The sequence below is a fragment of the Paraburkholderia podalyriae genome (assembly GCF_014397785.1).
Taxonomy (GTDB): Bacteria; Pseudomonadota; Gammaproteobacteria; order Burkholderiales; family Burkholderiaceae; genus Paraburkholderia; species Paraburkholderia podalyriae.
The window spans coordinates 141,135-158,840 of record NZ_VZQQ01000004.1 but is presented as its reverse complement, the minus strand read 5'-3'; the positions used below and the strand labels follow the sequence as shown (position 1 = coordinate 158,840).

Here is a 17,706-nt window from a genome sequence, read left to right as displayed (position 1 = left end):
CTGCGGCGAGGCAGTGCAATTGGTGTAGTCAGCCGCGCACGTTGCCCTTGTCGTGATTCAGCTCATTACCAGGATCCTTTCATGCCGACTGATAAGAAGAGGGCGAAGACGGCCGAAAACGAAGTGGCCGGCTCCTTCGACGGCGCGCATCGCCACGTGATTTACGAGCGCTTGATGAATGCGATCTCGGAGCATCGGCTGCAGCCCGGCACGAAGCTCGCCGAAGACCGGCTCGCCACTATTTTTGGCGTCAGCCGAACCACCGTGCGGACAGTGTTGCAGCAACTGGCGCACGAACTTGTCGTCACGATCGTGCCGAATCGCGGCGCGTTTGTTGCGAGCCCGACGGTGGAGGAGGCGCGCGAGTTGTTCGAGGCGCGGCGTCAGATCGAATTGCCGATCATCGAAAAGGTGTGCCGTTGCGCGACGAAGAAAGACCTGGCGCGTTTGCGCGCGCATGTGGCACAGGAAGATGAGGCCCGTAAGCGTGATGACCGGCGCACCTCGGTACGACTTTCAGGCGAATTCCACGTGATGCTCGCGCAGGTGTCGGGCAATCGCTTCGTCGAGCGTACGATGCGCGGCCTGCAGATGCTCACCTGCCTGACCATCCTGCTCTACAACGCGCCGACGGCGAAGGCGTGTCCGCATGACGAACATACGCGCCTGATCGATGCGCTGGAAGCGGGTAACTTGAAGCTGGCGCAAAAAGTGATGATCGAGCATCTCGAACATATCGAAGCCACGCTCCGGTTGCATGAGCCCGAGGAAGAGCACGACGATCTGGAGGCGATCCTGTTCGATGGCCAATGACGTCGGCGTGCTTCAGGGCGCGGTGAGCGTTTCGAGTACCTGCCGCAGGAAATGGTCGCATTCCGCGAGTTGCCACAACTCGACGGATTCGTCCGCCTTGTGGGCATCGTCGATGCTGCCAGGACCGCAGATGACAGTCGGAATTCCAGCCTGCGAGAACAGGCCGGCCTCGGTACCGTAGGTCACCTTGCGTGTCTCGAAGTCGTTGCACAGGCTCCGCACGAGTCGCGTGACGGCGGCTTGTTCCGCGCTGTCGAGCGCCGGGGTCGTGCCGACCTTTTCAAACGAGATCGACGCCACGTCGGCCACCGCGCGCATCTCCGGTTCCAGTTGCTCGCGGGCATAGCGGGCGATCTGCTCGAAAAAGCGTTCTGGATCTTCTGAAGGCAGGTTGCGATACTCAAAGAAGAACTCGCACTGCTCGGGAATCGTGTTGATCGCGATGCCGCCTGAGATCATGCCGGTCTGCGCCGTCGAAAATGGCACGTCGAAGGCGCGATCGAACGGGCCGTTGCGGCGAAGTAGATCGGCGGCCTCGCGGATGCGGCAGATCAGCCGCGCCGCATATTCGATCGCGTTGACGCCGCTCGGCGTGCGGGACGAATGGCCGGCCAGACCCTTCACGCAGCATCGGTAAGCATTGTTGCCTTTGTGCGCGACGACGGGCCGCATGCTTGTCGGTTCACCGACGATGCACCCAGCCGGGCGAATGCCGCGTTTCGCAAGTTCCGCCAGCAGCAACGGCGCGCCGAGACAGCCGACTTCCTCGTCGAAAGAAAATGCGAGATGAATCGGCTCGCGCAGCCGGCGCTTCTGGATGTCGGGTAACAAGCCGAGCGTCACGGCGATAAACCCTTTCATGTCGCACGAGCCGCGGCCGTAGATTCGATCGCCGCGGATGACCGGATCGAAGGGATCACTTGACCAGTTCTGGCCGGTTACGGGAACGACATCGGTGTGTCCGGACAGCACGACGCCGCCATTCGTCTCGCCGTGCATCGCTGGCAACGTCGCGAACAGATTCGCCTTTTGCCGGGACCGGTCATAGACGAGAAGCGCTTCGACGTCGCGGGCTCGAAGGCGATCCCGGATTGCTTCGATCAGGCCGAGATTGGAGCGGCTGCTGGTCGTGTCGTATCGAATGAGCTCCTCAACTAGCGCAAGGTAAGGCGCGCGATTGCTTGCGCTAGCTGTCGGCTGATCAGGCATGGCCAGTGACCTCTTTGTCTCGGTGTTGGATCGATCAATTCTATGCCGACGAAATTGTTTGAGGTGTGAATGCATATCCCATATTGATCCTTCACCCAGACCGATCTCTGTAACGCCTGCACCGATTTGCTTAGGCGTACGTCGTAGCGGTCGACAGAGCCGGTGTCCTCTTCTTGTTTCAGGGTCCTATAAACGGTCGGACGCTGCCGATCGCCACAGGCAGCAGCCGGGCCACTACTGCCCTTCGACCAGGCAAAAACTAATCGACTGCTTGCGACGTACAACGGCCTTTCGCCTACTCAGATCGGCCTGCGATCCTTGCCCAAAGCGATCGGTCGGCGTGCGGCGTTGTTGGCGAATACCTGGTTTGAGAAGTTGGGCGTGCGTGCTCTCGCGTCCGTCCGTTAAAAAAAAGCGCCGCGGAAACGATTCGGGTACCGCCGCGCCCCATCTCGAAGTCACTCGACCACAAACGTCGATTTCAAGGCGACCGCATTCGCCAGGTTGTAGACGTTGGGAGACGTGGCCATCACAGCGTCGTGGATCTCGGCGAATTGCTGCCTGGTGCCGCTGCCCTTGATACGAACGGTGAAACGCAAGCTCTCGTAGCCGTTTGCCACCTGGGAGTCGAGCCCAAGAAACCCTCTGAGATCGATTTCACCCTCAGTCTCAACCTTGAGAGATTGGAGCGTAATCCCGCGAACGGCGCATTGCGCCGCGTAACCCACCGTGATGCAAGCGTTCAGCGCCGCGATCAGATGCTCCTGAGGGTTGGCAAACTGATTAGAGCCGCCAAGTTCGCAAGGCTCATCGATATCGATCGTGAACCGGCGCGACACGTTCTGTCCTCCGATCGAGAAGCCGTCTACCTCCGCGCGAGTCCGGGTCTGGCCTTGCCATGTCGTAGCAATGCGCCAACTGGTGGCGGCTTTCGAGGCATCGCGCCTGACGCTTTCAATCAGCGCGAACAGGTCGTCGACGTTGATGCCGTTGACGACAATAGGTTCCTGGGTCGGTGCATTCGCATTCATATCGCATCTCCTTTACCTACGCGGGTTGTTCCGTTTCGGTCAATCTCATTGCAGCGTGGCAAGCGCAGTCTGGATGCGCATGCCTTGGTCTTCGGAGATGAGCCTATGAAGAACCTCCCCGAAGTGGGGATGGCGTACACCCGAATGGATGTATTGCCACCGGTAAGCCTCCAGAAAATTCGCTTCGATCGACAGCGTTTCAACCTCGTCGACTGCGCGGCCGCAGTTCGCCGCGAAATAACGCGCATCGGCTGCGGCCTGCGCCTGCAGAATGCCGTCGACTGCGGCGACCAGCTCGATGAGTTCGTCGACAGCCTTGTCGCGCTCATCGGCCGTCACAGTGGCGTCGTGACGCTGCCATTCGAGTTCATCAAGGATGGCGTGCTGGCTCTCCTCCTTCCAGTGATAGAGAAATACGTTCTTGAACAGTTCGGATATCTGATCGTCTGGATTGATGCTCTGACGATAGTGAAGCTGTGTGAAAAGCTCGATATGCAACGTCAGCGCCAGTACCGCCCAGGTGCTCTTCCCGAGGATCACAGCGGCAATGGCATCGGGGTCGACGTCGAAGCGATAGCCGGCCGGCAGGGTTTCACCGATCATTTTGTCGATCCGGCGAAACAGCGCCTGATGCTTGAGCTCCTCCTCGCTGAACCGAACCAGCGCCTCAAGAGCCACCTGGTCGCCGAGCCAGTAGTCGCGGCCGACTTCGAGCACCTTTGCGTTGATGAAGCGTTCGACCAGCCCGAACACGTTTGCATACGTGCGGCCCTGAATCTGACTGACAAACCGTTTCTCACTGCCAGACAGGGTGAAGAAATTCGGCGCCAGTGAGAGCCCGTCGGGCAGATACTTCTGGGATGTGTCGAAAGTGCGGCCTCCAATCACGTCACGGTCGATATCCCAACTGACCATCTTTGAGGCGCGAATGCACCGGGCGTAACGATCGCGGTCGGAAAGTCGAGATACTGCTTTCATAGCCTTGCTCCCAATAGAGACCGCCACGCGGTCGAGTTGTGCGTGTTCATCAACCGGTCAGAACCAGATAGCTGATCTGGCATTCCGGTACGCTCAATGTACGATGGGGATATGCGAAGCTCTATGATCGGGCCGCCGGACGATATGACTGAAACGCCGCGTCAGCATTGACGTGCGTGAATGTACATTGCGTCGGGCATGCCAGAGGCACGCTGGCGATTGATCTGGCCAATTGGCGCAATGAGCCACCGATCAGTTCGGGCGTTTGCTGACGTTTATCGACGCACCGTTGGGCTTGGCGAACGGTGTCACTGAACCGGTGGCGGTGCGATACCACTTGCGCTTAGTGATGCCTGCCTGGATACGGCAGTGCCGTCCAACTTGCCTTTGCTCCGGCGCCAGCTTGCCGGCGGCATTCCAAATTCGCGTCTGAAGGCTCGACTGAATGCCGCCTCGGACTCGTAGCCGATCTGCTCCGCTATTGCCGCGAGTGACTTACTGCCGATCAGCAGTTCGTGCGCCGCAATCTGCATGCGCCATCGCGCAAGGTACTGCATTGGCGGTTGTCCAAGAAGATTGGTGAACCGTTGCGCCAACGCCGAGCGCGATAACCCCACCTTGCGCGCAAGCTCATCGACGGTCCAGGGGTGAACCGATTGAGCATGGAGCAAGGAAAGCGCGCGCCCCACATAGCGGTCGCGCACGCCGGCAAGCCATCCTGTCTGGTCCGCGGGTAGCGCTTCAATACAGCTACGCACCGCCTCGACAAACAGGAGTTCGGACAGTCTGGCGAGCACGATCGTGCCGCCCGGACGCGAATCCCCTGCCTCGGCGGCAGCAAACTTCAGAGAGGACTCAAGCCATGCCGCGCGCGGATCGTGACGCATATCAATCTTGAAGAGTCGCGGCAGCGATGAGAGCAGTGGGTTGCTCAGCGTATCGTCGCTGGCTAGAAAGCCACATACGATGCGAGTCGTCGCTCCTCCGCCTCCGTGGGACAGCGTCATTACCTCACCGGGTGTTTCCACCATCAGACCGGCTAATAGCGACTCCGACGGCGTAGGCGGAACATCCATGGCGCTGCCCATCACATGCGCTTCACCTTGCGGGATCACCAGCAGTTCTCCGGCATTGAGATGAATAGCTGAATGCGGGTCGTTTGCCAACTTCGCCCAGCAACTCCCTTCTATGATCAGATGATAGGAGACTACCCGCTCTGAACGCGGTAGGTAGGCCGCACAGAGCGCCGCATCGGTGCGGCCTATCAAGGACCACGGTGCCGTGAAGATTCCGTTCAGGAACACCGCGCCGCTTAGGCGCACAGCGCGCAGAACGTCGGAAACTGCATCCATGAATAGCTCGCGTGAAATGCGATTTCCCAGGCAAGGAACTGCGATGGCGGTCATTCGTCATTTGGCCGAGGGGTACATGTTATACCCGTTGCGCTAATCGATGACAAATCCCTTACGGATGATTCCACCCCGCCTGCTGAGGCGCTTCATGAGGCGTGTCTCGTGCAGACACATCGAGCAATTTGGCAGGAGTGCAGGGCAATCTTTCTGGACGCCCGGCAATTGCTACGCGCACCATCGGCAAGACGTGGACGATCGGACAAAAAACGTCGACGCGCGGGCAGGACCGCAAGCGGTTGCGAGAGGCAGAGTTGGTACAGGACGGAACGTGACGGGATCAACGTCAGCCGTTCTCGTGGCGAAATCTTCCATGGCTATCCGAAGCCCGCTGCGCCATCCCACTTGCACCCATCGGTTCGCGTCCAGTGACCTACCGCTTCGGGCAATCGACATTGCGTGAGATGTCTATGAGACTCCTGATAAGCCGCACGATATGCCATCCGCTAATTGCGCTACCTATGTTCTACTTGACGGACCTGATGTACAACGTCGACTACAACGTCTCCGGCGCTCTGCTCGTTCTGGCAGCGAAATCTATCTCCGGTGTCCTGAGCCTGTTCAACAAGGGCTAGTGCCGTGCGTCGGTACGTCACGCAAGGCGGGTTACTCGAACGCAAGATGGAAGCAAGCGTACAGGCAAGCGAGAGCAGTGGAGTAATTCCGATAGAAGTGGGTTATCCGATTCACTCTTTTGACAGCAAGGTTCGTTCAGCCGGTGTTTCGTAATCCAAGGGTCTTTCGTTCGCTCGCTCGCCAGATTTCGGGCAAGGCAGGACGGCCGGGTAGCTGCATCCTCGTGCTCGAAAACAAACCGTTCGATTCGAAAAGGGGGGTTCTCTCTTGCGATTCAGTCTACAGCTTCGATGCGTACCGGCATCGCGCTCATTACCGGCATGGCGTTGATCGGATCAAGGCCAACCGTAGTGCTGAGCAACTGGTTTGGATTGGCGCCGGCGTAAGTTTGGGGTTCCTCGTCGGGCATCGGTCCCCAGCCGTGCGGAATGGACACGACGCCTCGGCGCAGTGCGGGGTCCGCTTTGACGATAGCTCGGATGCGGCCGTGCGGCGAAACAATGGCCACACACTGGCCTTCGGTCAATCCTTGAGCAGCCAGGTCATCGGGATGCACAAAGGCCGGATTGAACGGCATGCGTCGGCGGACCGCGGGCAGGTGGTGGTACATGGTGTTCTGCACGTCGCGCACGCGCCGCACCGCAAGGCGATGCGTGAACCCCGGCGGCGCCCCCGCTTCGTTCAGTACGCCCGCCAGTTCGCGCTCGACGTCGTCCGGCATCACATCGAAGCGCGCGGTGTTCGCTGGCTCGCCGGGCTGCACGATCATCGGTTCGATTTCGTAGACTTTCCCTTGTGGGTACAGCTTCAGTTCGTCAAATGAGATCGAGCCGTGGCGAACCAGAGTCGCAAGCAGCTCGTCGGTGGTCGGAGCTGCGCGCATATCGAGCGGAACGTCGTCGAATATGATGGTCTTGCCCAGGCGCCGCGCCAGATCCCAGAATACGAACCAGTCGTCCACGACTTCGGATCCCTCCGGCGGCGTCGCCACGGCGGCCGAGTATTGTGCGTAAGGCTGGAACATGATGTAGGACTCGTAGTCGCGCGAATGCAGGTCGGCGCGCTCGAACATCAGCTTCGGTGGAATCACATAGTGCGCGAGCCGCGCAGTGTTAGTCATGAATGGCTCGATGCATACCAGCAGTTGCAGTTGGCGCAGCGCATCGGCGATGCGGCGCTGATCGGGCACGGCATCGACTGGATTGCCGCCGTCGACCAACAGCGCGCGGATCTGGCCGGCGCCAGGCGTAGTGATTTCCTGGGCCAGCGTGCCGCTCATCTTCTGGCCGAACAGCATGCCATAGCCGCCGACACGGCTCTTCCAGCCGGACTCCCAGGAACGGCGCGGCGGAATCACTTCGGCGCGGCGCTGGTAGCGTGGGGCGACCACGCCGGGATTCGGTACAGGGTCGCCGGGGCGAGCGAAGCGGCCACACACGACGTTGAGGCATTCGACCAGATGCTCGGCCAGATTGGAGTGCGGCGCCATGTTGGGCCCGGTTCCCGACGCGGCCGAGCCACGCTTGCGGCGCAGGCCGCCTGCCTCCCGGACGGGTTCCGCGAAGGCCGCAGCGGCGGCTTCGAGCCCTTCGACGCTTACGCCGGCGCGCTGGGCGACGTATTCGGGCGTGAACGGCTCGACCGCGCGCGCCATTCGTCGCAGGTCCTTGACGTAGCGCGCGCAGAATTCAGCGTCGTGCCAGCCGCGACACAGAATGATGCGCAGCAGGCCAGCCAGGACGGTCGGGTCCTCGCCCGGCAGCACCTGCAGGAAGACATCGGCATGGCGGGCGGTCTCTGTCTCTCGTGGATCGATCACCACCAGCTTCAGGCCGCGCTCCTTCGCTTCGTGGAGCTGCTTGACCGGATTCTGCAATGCAAAGTTGAACGTGGATAGCGACACCAGCGGATTGGTGCCGACGAACAATAGCGTGTCGGCGAGCGCATACGGATCTTTGCCGGCCGCCCAGCCGCCCAGTCGCTCAAATGCCACCCATTTGGCCGACTGGTCGATGGTCATTGTAGAAAAAAACGAATTCGAACCCAGCGCCGCGAGGAAGGCGGGCAACATATGATTGGCGGCGAGGTTAGAGTAGTTCATGGTGCCGCGAAAGGCTGCGACCGCATCGGCGCCGTGGCGCTCGATCAGTGTCTGGAGTTGCGCCGCGATCTCGGCCAACATCACGTCAAGCGGCATCTGCACGAAACTGCCATCGCGTTGCCGTTTCAGCGGGTGCAAGAGCCGCTCCGCGCTGTTATGCGCCTCATGCAGATACGCGCCCTTGATACAGGCGTAGCCGCGCGTGAGCGGATTGTCGCGGTCGCCGCGCGCAGCAACGACGCGTCCGGCGTCGTCCAGGGTCAAGCGCAGTGAACAGTTGCCGGCGCAGATGCGGCAGGCGGTGACGGCTTCGCGTGGCACGGCGAGCTCCTCCTGTAGTGTGGCCCACACCTGGTAACCACACACAACTTTCGGCGTAAAGGTTAAAGCCGAGCCGGATACCTGCAAGATCACAGAGCACCCGCATATGACTAGCGTTAGATCGCCGCCAGACTGCGGCCATCCATTCGCTATTATAAACGGCGTTCATATTTTGGCAATAGCCCGGCGACCTGTTGCGAGTGCCACTGCCCGCAAGTCCGGCACGCCGCGCCCCGGCAGGGACATCGGGCCTCGCGACGGCCCGTCGCACGAGAAGCACGCCCTCACGAAGATGGGAGTCGATACGAACGTTAGCGAAAGCGACGTGGGCAGGATAAAAGCGGGCACCAAAGCGACGTTTCACTGCCGGGCAAATGTACGAAGTGCGATCCCCCGGCGGCTGCTCCCGAAGCGGACGATGGGCGTCTGCGTGCGATTGTCCGCTCATGGCGGACTAGACGACATCGATGCCAACATCCGAAATCGTCAGCCGACAACTTTGACACCCGAAATGCCAAACAGCCGGGCGACTACCGAACGCAGCCAGCGATTGCCTGCCTCGTGATGGTAGCGCGCATGCCAGTGCTGCCGCACGGCGAAACCCTCGACGGGAATGGGGCACAGATGGACCGCGAGATCGCTGGCGTGCGCCAGCGTCTCACCGATGTGGCGCGGCAGCGTCGTGATCAGGTCCGTGGTCTGCACGATGGCGCCAAGTCCCAGAAAGCCGGGTAATTCGAGCGCGACTTGCCGTTCGATACGCTCGCGCACGAGCGCCTGTTCGAGCAGCGCTGTGCCTGTTCCCGCCGTAATCGCGACGTGTGCCTCGCTCCGATACGCCTTGATGCTGAGCCGCTTGTGGATACGCGGATGATGACGATTCGCGAGGCACACCCAATCCTGCTCGTAAAGCTGCTGCTGGTAGATGCCCCCGCTCAGCCAAGGCACGTATCCAATCGCGAGATCGGCCTCACCCGATTCGAGCGCCCGCTCCGTATTGCCATCGATCCGCGCAGCCTCCAGACGCACGCCCGGCGCTTGCGCGCGGACATGCGCGAGCAGGCGCGGCAGCAGCGTCACATGGCTCGCATCGGTCATGCAGATGCGAAACCGCCGCTGCGCCGTGGCCGGATTGAACGCGATTTCCCAAGCCGCGAAGCGCCGCAACGATTCCAGGATTTCCCGGCACGGACCGATCAGCGCATCGGCTTGCGGCGTGGGCGCCATGCCGCCCGGCGTGCGAATAAAGAGCGGATCGTGCAAATGTTCGCGCAGCCGCGCGAGCCAGATGCTGATGGTCGGCTGGCTTTGACCGAGTTGCTCTGCCACGCGCGTCACGCTGCGCGTGTCGTAGAGCAGGTCGAACAGTTGGAGAAGCTTGAGGTCGGGCAGATCGGTCGAGGTCATCGTAATTCACCATTATTGCGTGAGGCAATGACGCCATTGTAGCCATTGCATTGCGACATCGGTCGGTGGCTCTTATCGTGACGTCACACGTTAAGGAGACGCTCTTGAAAATTGCAATTCTGGGGGCAGGCGCGCTGGGCTGCGCGATCGGCGCGACGCTCACCGAAGGCGGCCACGAGACCTGGCTGATCGACCGCGCTCCCGCCCACGTCGATGCGATGCGAACGCACGGATTGCGCGTCGACGACGCGCGTGGGTCGCGCCAGGTGCAGGTCCGCGCGACCACGGAGCCGGACGAAGTGGGGGCGGCCGAGGTCGTCATCGTGCTCGTCAAATCGTTCCATACCGACGCAGCGATTCGCGGTGCGCAGGCGCTCGTGGGACTGGAAACGGTGGTGCTGTCGCTGCAGAACGGCCTCGGTCACGAGGACATTCTTGCCGACGCCGTGGGCCGCGAACGCGTGCTGGCGGGCAAGACCTACGTGGGCGGCGTGCTGCGCGGCGCTGGGCATATCGAATCGGGCGTCGTGGGCAAGCACACCATCATCGGCGAGCTGGACGGAGGCGTGACGGATCGCGTTCAGCGTATCGCCGAAGCATTCAACAACGCGGGCCTTGCGACGCAGGTCAGCGACAACATTGTCGGCACCATGTGGGACAAGCTGCTGGTGAACGTCGCGACGGGCGCGCTGACCGGCATCACGTCACTGACCTATGGCCAGCTTTACGACGAACCCTTGCTTAAGGCGACTTCGCTGGCGGCCGTCGCCGAAGCGATCGCGGCAGCTCAGGCCGCGGGCGTGACGCTTTCGATGACCGATCCCGAGCGGGCGTGGACCCTTGCCGCCCAAGGTTTGCCCGCTGCGTTCAAGACGTCGATGCTGCAGAGCCTCGAAAAAGGCTCCGTCACTGAAATCGACTTCATCAACGGCTCGGTCGTGCGTTGGGGCGCGCGCCAAGGCGTGCCGACGCCCGTCAACGCGACGCTCGTTGCATGCATCAAGGGCGTCGAGCGTGCGATGGCCGATCGCCAGAAGGCGGAGGCGCAAGCATGAGCGCGCCGAAAGCCTATCTCGAACATCTCGCGATCTTCGTGCGTGACATCCATTGGCACATTCGCTTTTTCGAAGACGTGTTCGGCATGACGATGCGAGAGGTTGACGGCACGCCTGAGGCGCCGCGCCAATACTGGGCGCTCGGGGGCATGCAGTTCATTCATGTGCCGGATTTCGAGGGCCCAGAGGGGCGGCTCGGCCATCTCGGCATCATGTGTGAGGACGTCGAGGTTGCGCTCGCCGCTGCTCGTCGCTACGACGTGCAGCCGATGCCGCAAGGTACGAACTGGCTACGTTTGCCCGATGGCCTCGCCATCGAATTCATTCAGGCGAAACCCGCGCGCTGCGTTGCGCAGGCGCTCGCCATCGATCCGCGCTCGGAGGCGTGAAATGACGATCGTTGAAAAATACTGGGACGACGCGCGCGAAGGCGACGAATGCGTGAGCCCGCACTACACCGTCACGAAAGAACGCATTCTGGCGTATGCCGATCTCACCGGCGATCACACGCCTGTGCATGTCGATGATGAGTATGCGAACGCGAGCCACTTCGGCTGCCTCGTCGCGCATGGCCTCTTCGGTCTCTCAATTGCGGATGGCCTGAAAACGCAGAGCGATTATCGCTTTCTACCGGGCATGTCGCTGGGCTGGAGCTGGGACTTCGTCCTGCCGATCAAGGTCGACGATGTGTTGCGTGTGAAATTCCGCGTTGGTTCGATGCGACATAGCAAGAGCCGTCCCGACTGGGGCATCGTCATTCTGCCTTCGGAACTCATCAATCAGCATGGCGAAGTCGTGCAGCGCGGCGAGCATCGTCTGATGGTGCCGCGTCGTCCGGGAGCCGCACGATGAAGCAGCCTCGTCCACTCGAAGGCATTCGCGTCGTCGATTACAGTCATTTTCTGGCGGGTCCGTATGTGGGGCGTTGCCTCGCGGCGCTCGGCGCGGAAGTGATCAAGGTCGAGCGACCCGGCAGCGGCGACGCGGGACGCCAGCACGCGACCGTGCTCGACGATCGCACCAGCGGCTATTTTCTGCAGCTCAACATGGGCAAGCGCGGCGTCAGCGTGAACACGAAGGACCCGCGCGGCAAAGCCTTCATGGAGCGGCTCTGCGATTCGGCGGACGTGTTCGTGGAGAACTATCGTCCCGGTGCGCTCGACAAGCTCGGGCTGGGCTATGAAGCGCTTTCGGCGCGCAATTCGGGGCTGGTCTACTGTTCGATTTCGGCGTATGGGCACACGGGGCCGGACGCGCATCGCGCGGGTTTCGGCCTGATCGCGGAGGCGAAGAGCGGCATCATGCAAATGGTCGGCACGCCGGGCGAACGTCCGCCGCTTCTGCGCATTTCGCTCGGCGATATGTACACGGGCATTCACGCGGTCGCGGCGATCAATGCAGCGCTGCTCGGCCGCGTGAAGAGCGGGCGCGGGCAGCACATCGACATGGCGCTCTACGACACGCTCGTGTCGATGCACGAGTACGCGGTCCAGAGCTACACGCTTGCAGATGTGCTGCCTGAGCAAACAGGACACGACATGCCCGGCTCGACGCTCTACGGCGTGTTTCGCGCGACCGACGGCGATCTGGTGATAGCGGCCCAGGTTGACGACGCCTGGAAGCGCTTCGCCGCTCTGATCGAGGCGAACGGTGGCCCGCGCGGCTTCGGCGTGGACGCGCGTTTCCACAGCAGCGTCGGACGCAACACGCATCGGCTGGAGATTCTCGCCGTGGTGGAGCCGTGGGTCGCGGTGCGTTCCGTGGCGCCGATTCTCGAACTTCTCGATGGCATCGATGTGCCTTGCGCGAAGGTGCAACGCATCGACGAAGTGATTGCCGATCCGCAGATTCGGGCGCGCGGCATGATCGTTGAGCAGCAGCATCCGCGCTACGGCACGCTGCGTCTGCCGAATCTGCCGTTCCGGTTTTCTGCGTGCGACACCACGCTACGCGAGGTCGCGCCCGATCTAGGCCAGCACAACGCCGAAGTCGCGCAATCGCTCGGTTTCACGTCGGCCGAGATCGATGCGATGCAAACGGACGGCGTGCTGTTCGACAAATGAGGCAACGATGAACGATACCTATGCAGTGATCGGCCATCCTATCGGCCATACGAAATCGCCGCTGATTCATGGTCTTTTCGCCGAAGCCACCCAGCAGGCGATGCACTACACGGCGATCGAGGGGCCGCGCGAGCCTGATGACGCATTCGCGGCAACGGTGCGCGAATTCATCACTTCGGGCGGCAAGGGTATGAACATCACCGCGCCGTTCAAACTTGCCGCATTCGCGATGGCCGATGAGCGCAGCGAGCGCGCAACCCTCGCGGGCGCGGCGAACGCATTCAAGTTCGAAGGGGGCCGGGTTTTCGCCGAGAACTTCGACGGTATCGGTCTGCTGCGCGATATCGAAGTGAACCTGCACGCGCCGCTCGAGGGCAAGCGTGTGCTGCTGCTCGGTGCGGGTGGCGCGGCGCGCGGCGCGTTGCTGCCGTTTCTGGGTGCGCGTCCCGCTGAACTGGTGATGGCGAATCGCCATGTCGCGAAGGCGCGAGCGCTGGCGTCGCAATTGACCCAGCATGGGCCGATAACAGCGTGTGCTTACGGCGAACTCGACCGGATGGGGCGCTTCGATCTGGTGGTCAACGCGACCTCCGCGAGCCTCACGGGCGATTTACCGCCTGTGCCGCCCAGTGTTTTCAGTCCGCGTGGAACTGCCTATGAACTCGCTTATGGCAAGCATCTCACGCCGTTCTTGCGACTGGCGCGCAATGCGGGTGTCGCCGGTGTGGCCGATGGCGTTGGCATGCTGGTGGAGCAGGCCGCGGAGGCCTTTCTATGGTGGCGCGGTGTACGGCCCGAAACGCAAGCGGTGATCGATCGGCTGACGGTTCCGCTCGATTAAGCGCGATCTGGAGAGCGTATGAAGAATATCCTGATGTTGCATGGCATTAATCACAATATGTTCGGCAAGCGTGATCCCAAACAGTACGGGACCATTACGCTCGAACAGATCGATGCTCGTCTTCAAGATCTCGCCGTGGAACTGAAGGTGCGGGTGGAGTCATTTCAGACCAACAGCGAAGCGGCGATGTGTGAACGTGTCCATCGCGCCTTCGAAGACGGTGTCGATGCTGTGCTGATCAACGCCGGTGCATGGACGCATTACAGCTATGGCCTTCGCGATGCGCTGGCCATTCTGACTTGCCCCGTGATCGAGCTGCATATGTCGAACATTCACGCGCGTGAGCCGTTTCGGCACAAGTCGGTTTTCGCGGATATTGTGACGGGCCAGATCAGTGGTTTTGGTTCGCAAAGCTATCTGCTTGCGCTCCGGGCGGCGGTAGCCGCGGTGCAGTAGGGGCGAAGCAATGTGAGCCTGGTTGCTCTGTGCATATCCCTTTGTGCCGAGAACAAATGCGAGGGGGTTTGGAAACCAGGCGATCGTTCAGTCGTCCTGCTGTTCAGCCATTTCTGCCGCCACATGAAGTCCATTGTCCATGGCGGCCTCTTCTGTCGCGTAAGCGATTCCCGGTTCGTGCCGCACTTCTTTGATCGCGTCTCCAGTATGGTCAATATGGACGATCTCAAATGTGTACCCGCCTTCAGCCAGTCCGATCGGTTCAATACGGTAGATGTGTTTGCCCTTGCTAATCGTTCTTGCCGGCACCGATTTTTCTCCTTTGCGTCATCCTTCACCGCCACCGATATTCCACGTCTGTGGCTTCGGAACTGTCGCTAATGGCAGGTTAGGCCGCTGCCAGTCCGCAGGCTGACAAGTCCCGCCTCAATCTTCCGACCAGGCGTTTGCACAGCCGCGCAAGGACCATGCCGCGAGAGGGGCTGCGCATAGCCTTTGACGTGAGCGTTGTCGGCCGCTCACTGCGCATATGGTTTCAATGGGGCCGGGCTCCAGCGCGGTGGGAATACGGAATTCCGGGGCGGCTATCGGACTTTGGTCCCATTGGTCTCACCCGCCTGGCCGAGTAGACTGAAAAATCCGTCGACGTTTGGACGGCGACATATTCGCAATATCCCCGGGAGTTCATCATGAAATTTCTTGTGGTTACCACTTCGGCCATTTTCGTTGCAGTGCTTTCAAACGCGTCCGTTTGGGCTCAAGACAATTCCGCAACCAGTGCGCCGGCGGCCGCAGGGCATCCCGACGAAATCGTGAGGATGCACCAACAGGTGGCCGCAGCCAATCGTGTCTATAACAAGCACGTAGCCGCTGCACAAAAAGTTTTCGATGAGAAAAAGGCAGCAGCCAAAAAAGAGCGTGATGCTGCCATAGCGGCAGCACATCAGGGTGTGGGCCAATAGAACGACGACGTTCCCGGCACTTCAACCTCAATGGTTCCTTCCGCAGCAACAACCAAACGCTACCATGCTATTTGAGCCCACGGAGGACGTTACGCTCCCTGCTAACCACATGCGGTCACCGACATAGATCAGGTCGTGTGGTCCGCCGTTGGCCGTATTGGGACCGACGCTCTGACATCGTCTGTCCGACCAAGTCCTACTTTCTACGCATCAACTGACTACCCGCCAACGGCGATGTCGCAGCCGAATGGTGAAACCGGCACAGCTGGTCCCCCGATTCGCTATAACGATATTTCGGCACACTGCCAAGCACCTCGTCGTAACGCGACGCGACCTGTCCGACAGTGACGGTTTGCTCCGCCGACACCTGCCAGCCATGCCCCTGTGCGGCAGCGAAGATACTGCTGTCCAGCACGGTCTCCGCTTCGCGAAAGCGCGAGGTCTGCCCCGGAACGGAATCATCCCGGCAACGCCTCGTCCCCGCTGACGAACCTTCTGATCCGGGTAAGCCAGACGCACCATAAAACCCTCGATTGAAGAGCTCCTCCATAGGGACCGGCGGCTTTTGCGTCAGGAATACAAATGCGGTGCCGTCGACAACCCAGTACCGTACGAGCCATCTGCCGCCACAGCCAGTCCCTGCTGATCGAGGAATGTTCAATCAGTGCCGTATTGAGGTGACCGTGGCCCGTAAAGCAGCCCGTTCGGCGGCCCGGCATGCAGAAGCCGATAGCTCGTCACTCCGGCAATATCGTGCCCCCTGTCCGTCAGCGAATTCGCAATCTGCTTGATCGCTGCCATGACCAGCATGCCGATCAGGCCACCGCCAGCATTGTTGTTGCCCTCATTGCTGTTGGCGCTCGCACTGCCCTGCCATAGCACGTCACCGGTCTTGAGATCGACCAGCCTGGCGGACGCCGTTACGACTGTTGCACTGTCGACGATGTGGTACACGGAGCCGTACTGTGTGATCTTTGAATACAGGGCCGTGTCGGCACCGAAGATTTCGCGCAGCTTCGCGGGTGAGGTCGCCTCGATCTCGGCCGCCATCGTCAGGCCGTTCTGTTTGAACGTTTCGTCCATCACCGCTACCGGTACCACGTAGTAGCCGGATTCGGCGAGCGGCATCGTCATCTGCGAGAGCATGCTGTTGGTCGCCTGAACGTCCGCCGTTTCATTGGTCGGCGGCAGCACCAGGATCGAGCGCGGCCGGCTGTTCTTGAATGCCGTATAGTCGGCGTGCTTCACAGGTTGCGCGCACGCGGACAGCAGTGCAACAGTCGATAGCGCAAACCAGAGTTTGAAGGAAAGGATCTTGGACATGGCGGCTCGCTCAGGGCTGTTTCGGTTTCTTCATCAGGAAGTCCATGTAGGTCGAGGACTCCGGAAACAGCTGCTTCTCGGACTCGAACTCCTGCATGGCCTGGGTGTCGTTCCCGACACTCGCGTACAGCATGCCCAGTTGCGCATGAAATCCCGGGGGCGGCATGTGCCCCTTGCCGCTGATGTCCTGGAGGGCCTTTTCCAGCGCATCGATCTGCTCCTGCGGAGCCTTTTCTCCCTTGAGATAGTCGTACACGGCTGGCTGGTAGCCGGTCCACTGGTAAAGCGGCTGGGGGCGGTTCGCCGCGCATCCCGTGAGGAGCATGGCTGTTGCCATTACTGGCAGACAGATTCCCCGCATCATGCGGCTATGATTCATCGTGAATCGCGTCATTATGTTTATTGCAGCTACGGTTGAAAGTGGATGGCCGCAATGGCCCGGCGCACTTACTGTGCGGCCTTGAGCGTGCCTGCATCGACCTGCTCGACCAGGTGATTGACGGCCTCCTGGATCGCCAGATCGAGCACCTTGCCGTTCAGTGTCGAGTCGTAGCCGGCGGTACCACCGAAGCCGATGACTTCACGGTTCGAAAGGCTGAATTCACCTGCCCCCTGGCTCGACGCCACGACTTCCGATGTCGTCGTGTCGACGACGTTCAGGCTGACCTTTGCGTAGGCCACCTGACTCTTGCCACGGCCGACGATGCCAAATAGCTGCCGGTCGCCAACCTCCTTGCGACCGAACTCCGTTACGTCCCCGGTGATGACGAAGCGCGCCCCCTTGATCGATTGTGCTTTTTTGAGGAAGCCTGCTTCCTGGCGGATTTCGTCGAGGTTGTCGCGATCGAGCACATTGAAGCGCCCAGTCTGCTGGAGCGCCGTGATCAGGATGGTTTTGGACTGCCCACCGAGACGGTCAACGCCGTCCGAGAAGATGCCGCGCATATAGCTCGACCGGTTGTCGAACTTGCCGACTGAAATGCCGATGGGTTGGCCCACTGCTGGCTTCTGCGCACTGGCGACGGGGGGCACCGGCAGCGAGCGCGACGACTCGGTTGCACATCCGCCCAGCGCCACCACAACGGCAACAGCAACGGCTCCAAGGCCATTCGTTTTCGATAACTTCATTTTGCTTTCCTCTTTGTTGAAACGCCGAAAACC

At 60.9% G+C, this 17,706-nt stretch carries 18 protein-coding genes; 8 read left to right on the top strand and 10 right to left on the bottom strand.

Going from position 1 to position 17,706, the window contains the following annotated elements; all coding sequences use genetic code 11:
• The first annotated feature begins 81 nt into the window (after window positions 1-81).
• Entirely contained in the window at window positions 82-813 is a 732-nt protein-coding gene (locus F6X42_RS06185; protein ID WP_133663808.1) for a GntR family transcriptional regulator, read from the top strand.
• Between the two features lie 12 nt (window positions 814-825).
• On the opposite strand, the gene argE is transcribed toward F6X42_RS06185, so the two are convergent.
• The 6 genes from argE to F6X42_RS06155 form a co-directional block, all read right to left on the bottom strand.
• Window positions 826-2,022 (bottom strand): acetylornithine deacetylase, encoded by a 1,197-nt coding sequence (gene argE / locus F6X42_RS06180; protein WP_187633354.1) that lies wholly within the window; start codon window positions 2,020-2,022, stop codon window positions 826-828.
• Between the two features lie 458 nt (window positions 2,023-2,480).
• Entirely contained in the window at window positions 2,481-3,053 is a 573-nt protein-coding gene (locus F6X42_RS06175) for an OsmC family protein (RefSeq protein WP_187633353.1), read from the bottom strand.
• 45 nt (window positions 3,054-3,098) lie between these two features.
• The gene (locus F6X42_RS06170) at window positions 3,099-4,031 is read right to left on the bottom strand and encodes a hypothetical protein (RefSeq protein ID WP_187633352.1); all 933 of its coding nucleotides are present in this window, start codon (window positions 4,029-4,031) and stop codon (window positions 3,099-3,101) included.
• 308 nt (window positions 4,032-4,339) lie between these two features.
• The gene (locus F6X42_RS06165) at window positions 4,340-5,383 is read right to left on the bottom strand and encodes an AraC family transcriptional regulator (protein ID WP_187633351.1); all 1,044 of its coding nucleotides are present in this window, start codon (window positions 5,381-5,383) and stop codon (window positions 4,340-4,342) included.
• 907 nt (window positions 5,384-6,290) lie between these two features.
• Window positions 6,291-8,438, bottom strand: a complete 2,148-nt coding sequence (locus F6X42_RS06160; protein WP_187633350.1) for a molybdopterin-containing oxidoreductase family protein — start codon at window positions 8,436-8,438, stop codon at window positions 6,291-6,293.
• Between the two features lie 486 nt (window positions 8,439-8,924).
• Window positions 8,925-9,845 (bottom strand): LysR family transcriptional regulator, encoded by a 921-nt coding sequence (locus tag F6X42_RS06155; RefSeq protein ID WP_187633349.1) that lies wholly within the window; start codon window positions 9,843-9,845, stop codon window positions 8,925-8,927.
• 104 nt (window positions 9,846-9,949) lie between these two features.
• On the opposite strand from F6X42_RS06155, the gene F6X42_RS06150 reads away from it, so the two are divergent.
• From F6X42_RS06150 to aroQ, 6 genes are read left to right on the top strand one after another with little or no spacing between them, the layout of a single operon-like run.
• Complete coding sequence (locus F6X42_RS06150) at window positions 9,950-10,900, top strand: ketopantoate reductase family protein (RefSeq protein WP_187633348.1); 951 nt, start codon at window positions 9,950-9,952, stop codon at window positions 10,898-10,900.
• Window positions 10,897-11,289: a VOC family protein gene (locus F6X42_RS06145; protein WP_187633347.1), complete on the top strand. Its 393-nt coding sequence runs from the start codon at window positions 10,897-10,899 to the stop codon at window positions 11,287-11,289. The genes F6X42_RS06150 and F6X42_RS06145 overlap by 4 nt, the downstream gene beginning before the upstream one ends.
• A gap of 1 nt (window position 11,290) precedes the next feature.
• Window positions 11,291-11,752 carry a MaoC family dehydratase gene (locus F6X42_RS06140; RefSeq protein WP_187633346.1) on the top strand — a complete coding sequence of 154 codons (462 nt, stop codon included), beginning with the start codon at window positions 11,291-11,293 and terminating at the stop codon, window positions 11,750-11,752.
• Entirely contained in the window at window positions 11,749-12,963 is a 1,215-nt protein-coding gene (locus F6X42_RS06135; RefSeq protein ID WP_187633345.1) for a CaiB/BaiF CoA transferase family protein, read from the top strand. Before F6X42_RS06140 ends, F6X42_RS06135 begins: the two co-directional genes overlap by 4 nt.
• 7 nt (window positions 12,964-12,970) lie before the next feature.
• A complete protein-coding gene (aroE, locus tag F6X42_RS06130; RefSeq protein ID WP_187633344.1) occupies window positions 12,971-13,804 on the top strand; it encodes a shikimate dehydrogenase in 834 nt (277 codons plus the stop codon).
• Window positions 13,805-13,822: 18 nt separating this feature from the next.
• A complete protein-coding gene (gene aroQ, locus F6X42_RS06125; RefSeq protein WP_187633343.1) occupies window positions 13,823-14,260 on the top strand; it encodes a type II 3-dehydroquinate dehydratase in 438 nt (145 codons plus the stop codon).
• Window positions 14,261-14,347: 87 nt separating this feature from the next.
• Here the strand turns inward: aroQ and F6X42_RS06120 are convergent, their stop codons facing one another.
• On the bottom strand, window positions 14,348-14,569 hold the full coding sequence (locus tag F6X42_RS06120) for a hypothetical protein (RefSeq protein ID WP_187633342.1): 222 nt from the start codon (window positions 14,567-14,569) through the stop codon (window positions 14,348-14,350).
• Window positions 14,570-14,949: 380 nt separating this feature from the next.
• Between F6X42_RS06120 and F6X42_RS06115 the strand changes: the two genes are divergently transcribed.
• Window positions 14,950-15,222: a hypothetical protein gene (locus tag F6X42_RS06115; protein WP_187633341.1), complete on the top strand. Its 273-nt coding sequence runs from the start codon at window positions 14,950-14,952 to the stop codon at window positions 15,220-15,222.
• Between the two features lie 657 nt (window positions 15,223-15,879).
• On the opposite strand, the gene F6X42_RS06110 is transcribed toward F6X42_RS06115, so the two are convergent.
• The 3 genes from F6X42_RS06110 to F6X42_RS06100 form a co-directional block, all read right to left on the bottom strand.
• Window positions 15,880-16,545, bottom strand: coding sequence for a DUF799 domain-containing protein (locus F6X42_RS06110; RefSeq protein ID WP_187633340.1), 666 nt, complete (start codon window positions 16,543-16,545; stop codon window positions 15,880-15,882).
• 10 nt (window positions 16,546-16,555) lie between these two features.
• Window positions 16,556-16,909, bottom strand: a complete 354-nt coding sequence (locus F6X42_RS06105) for a DUF4810 domain-containing protein (RefSeq protein WP_184061995.1) — start codon at window positions 16,907-16,909, stop codon at window positions 16,556-16,558.
• 83 nt (window positions 16,910-16,992) lie between these two features.
• A complete protein-coding gene (locus tag F6X42_RS06100) occupies window positions 16,993-17,673 on the bottom strand; it encodes a CsgG/HfaB family protein (RefSeq protein ID WP_187633339.1) in 681 nt (226 codons plus the stop codon).
• Window positions 17,674-17,706: the final 33 nt, after the last annotated feature.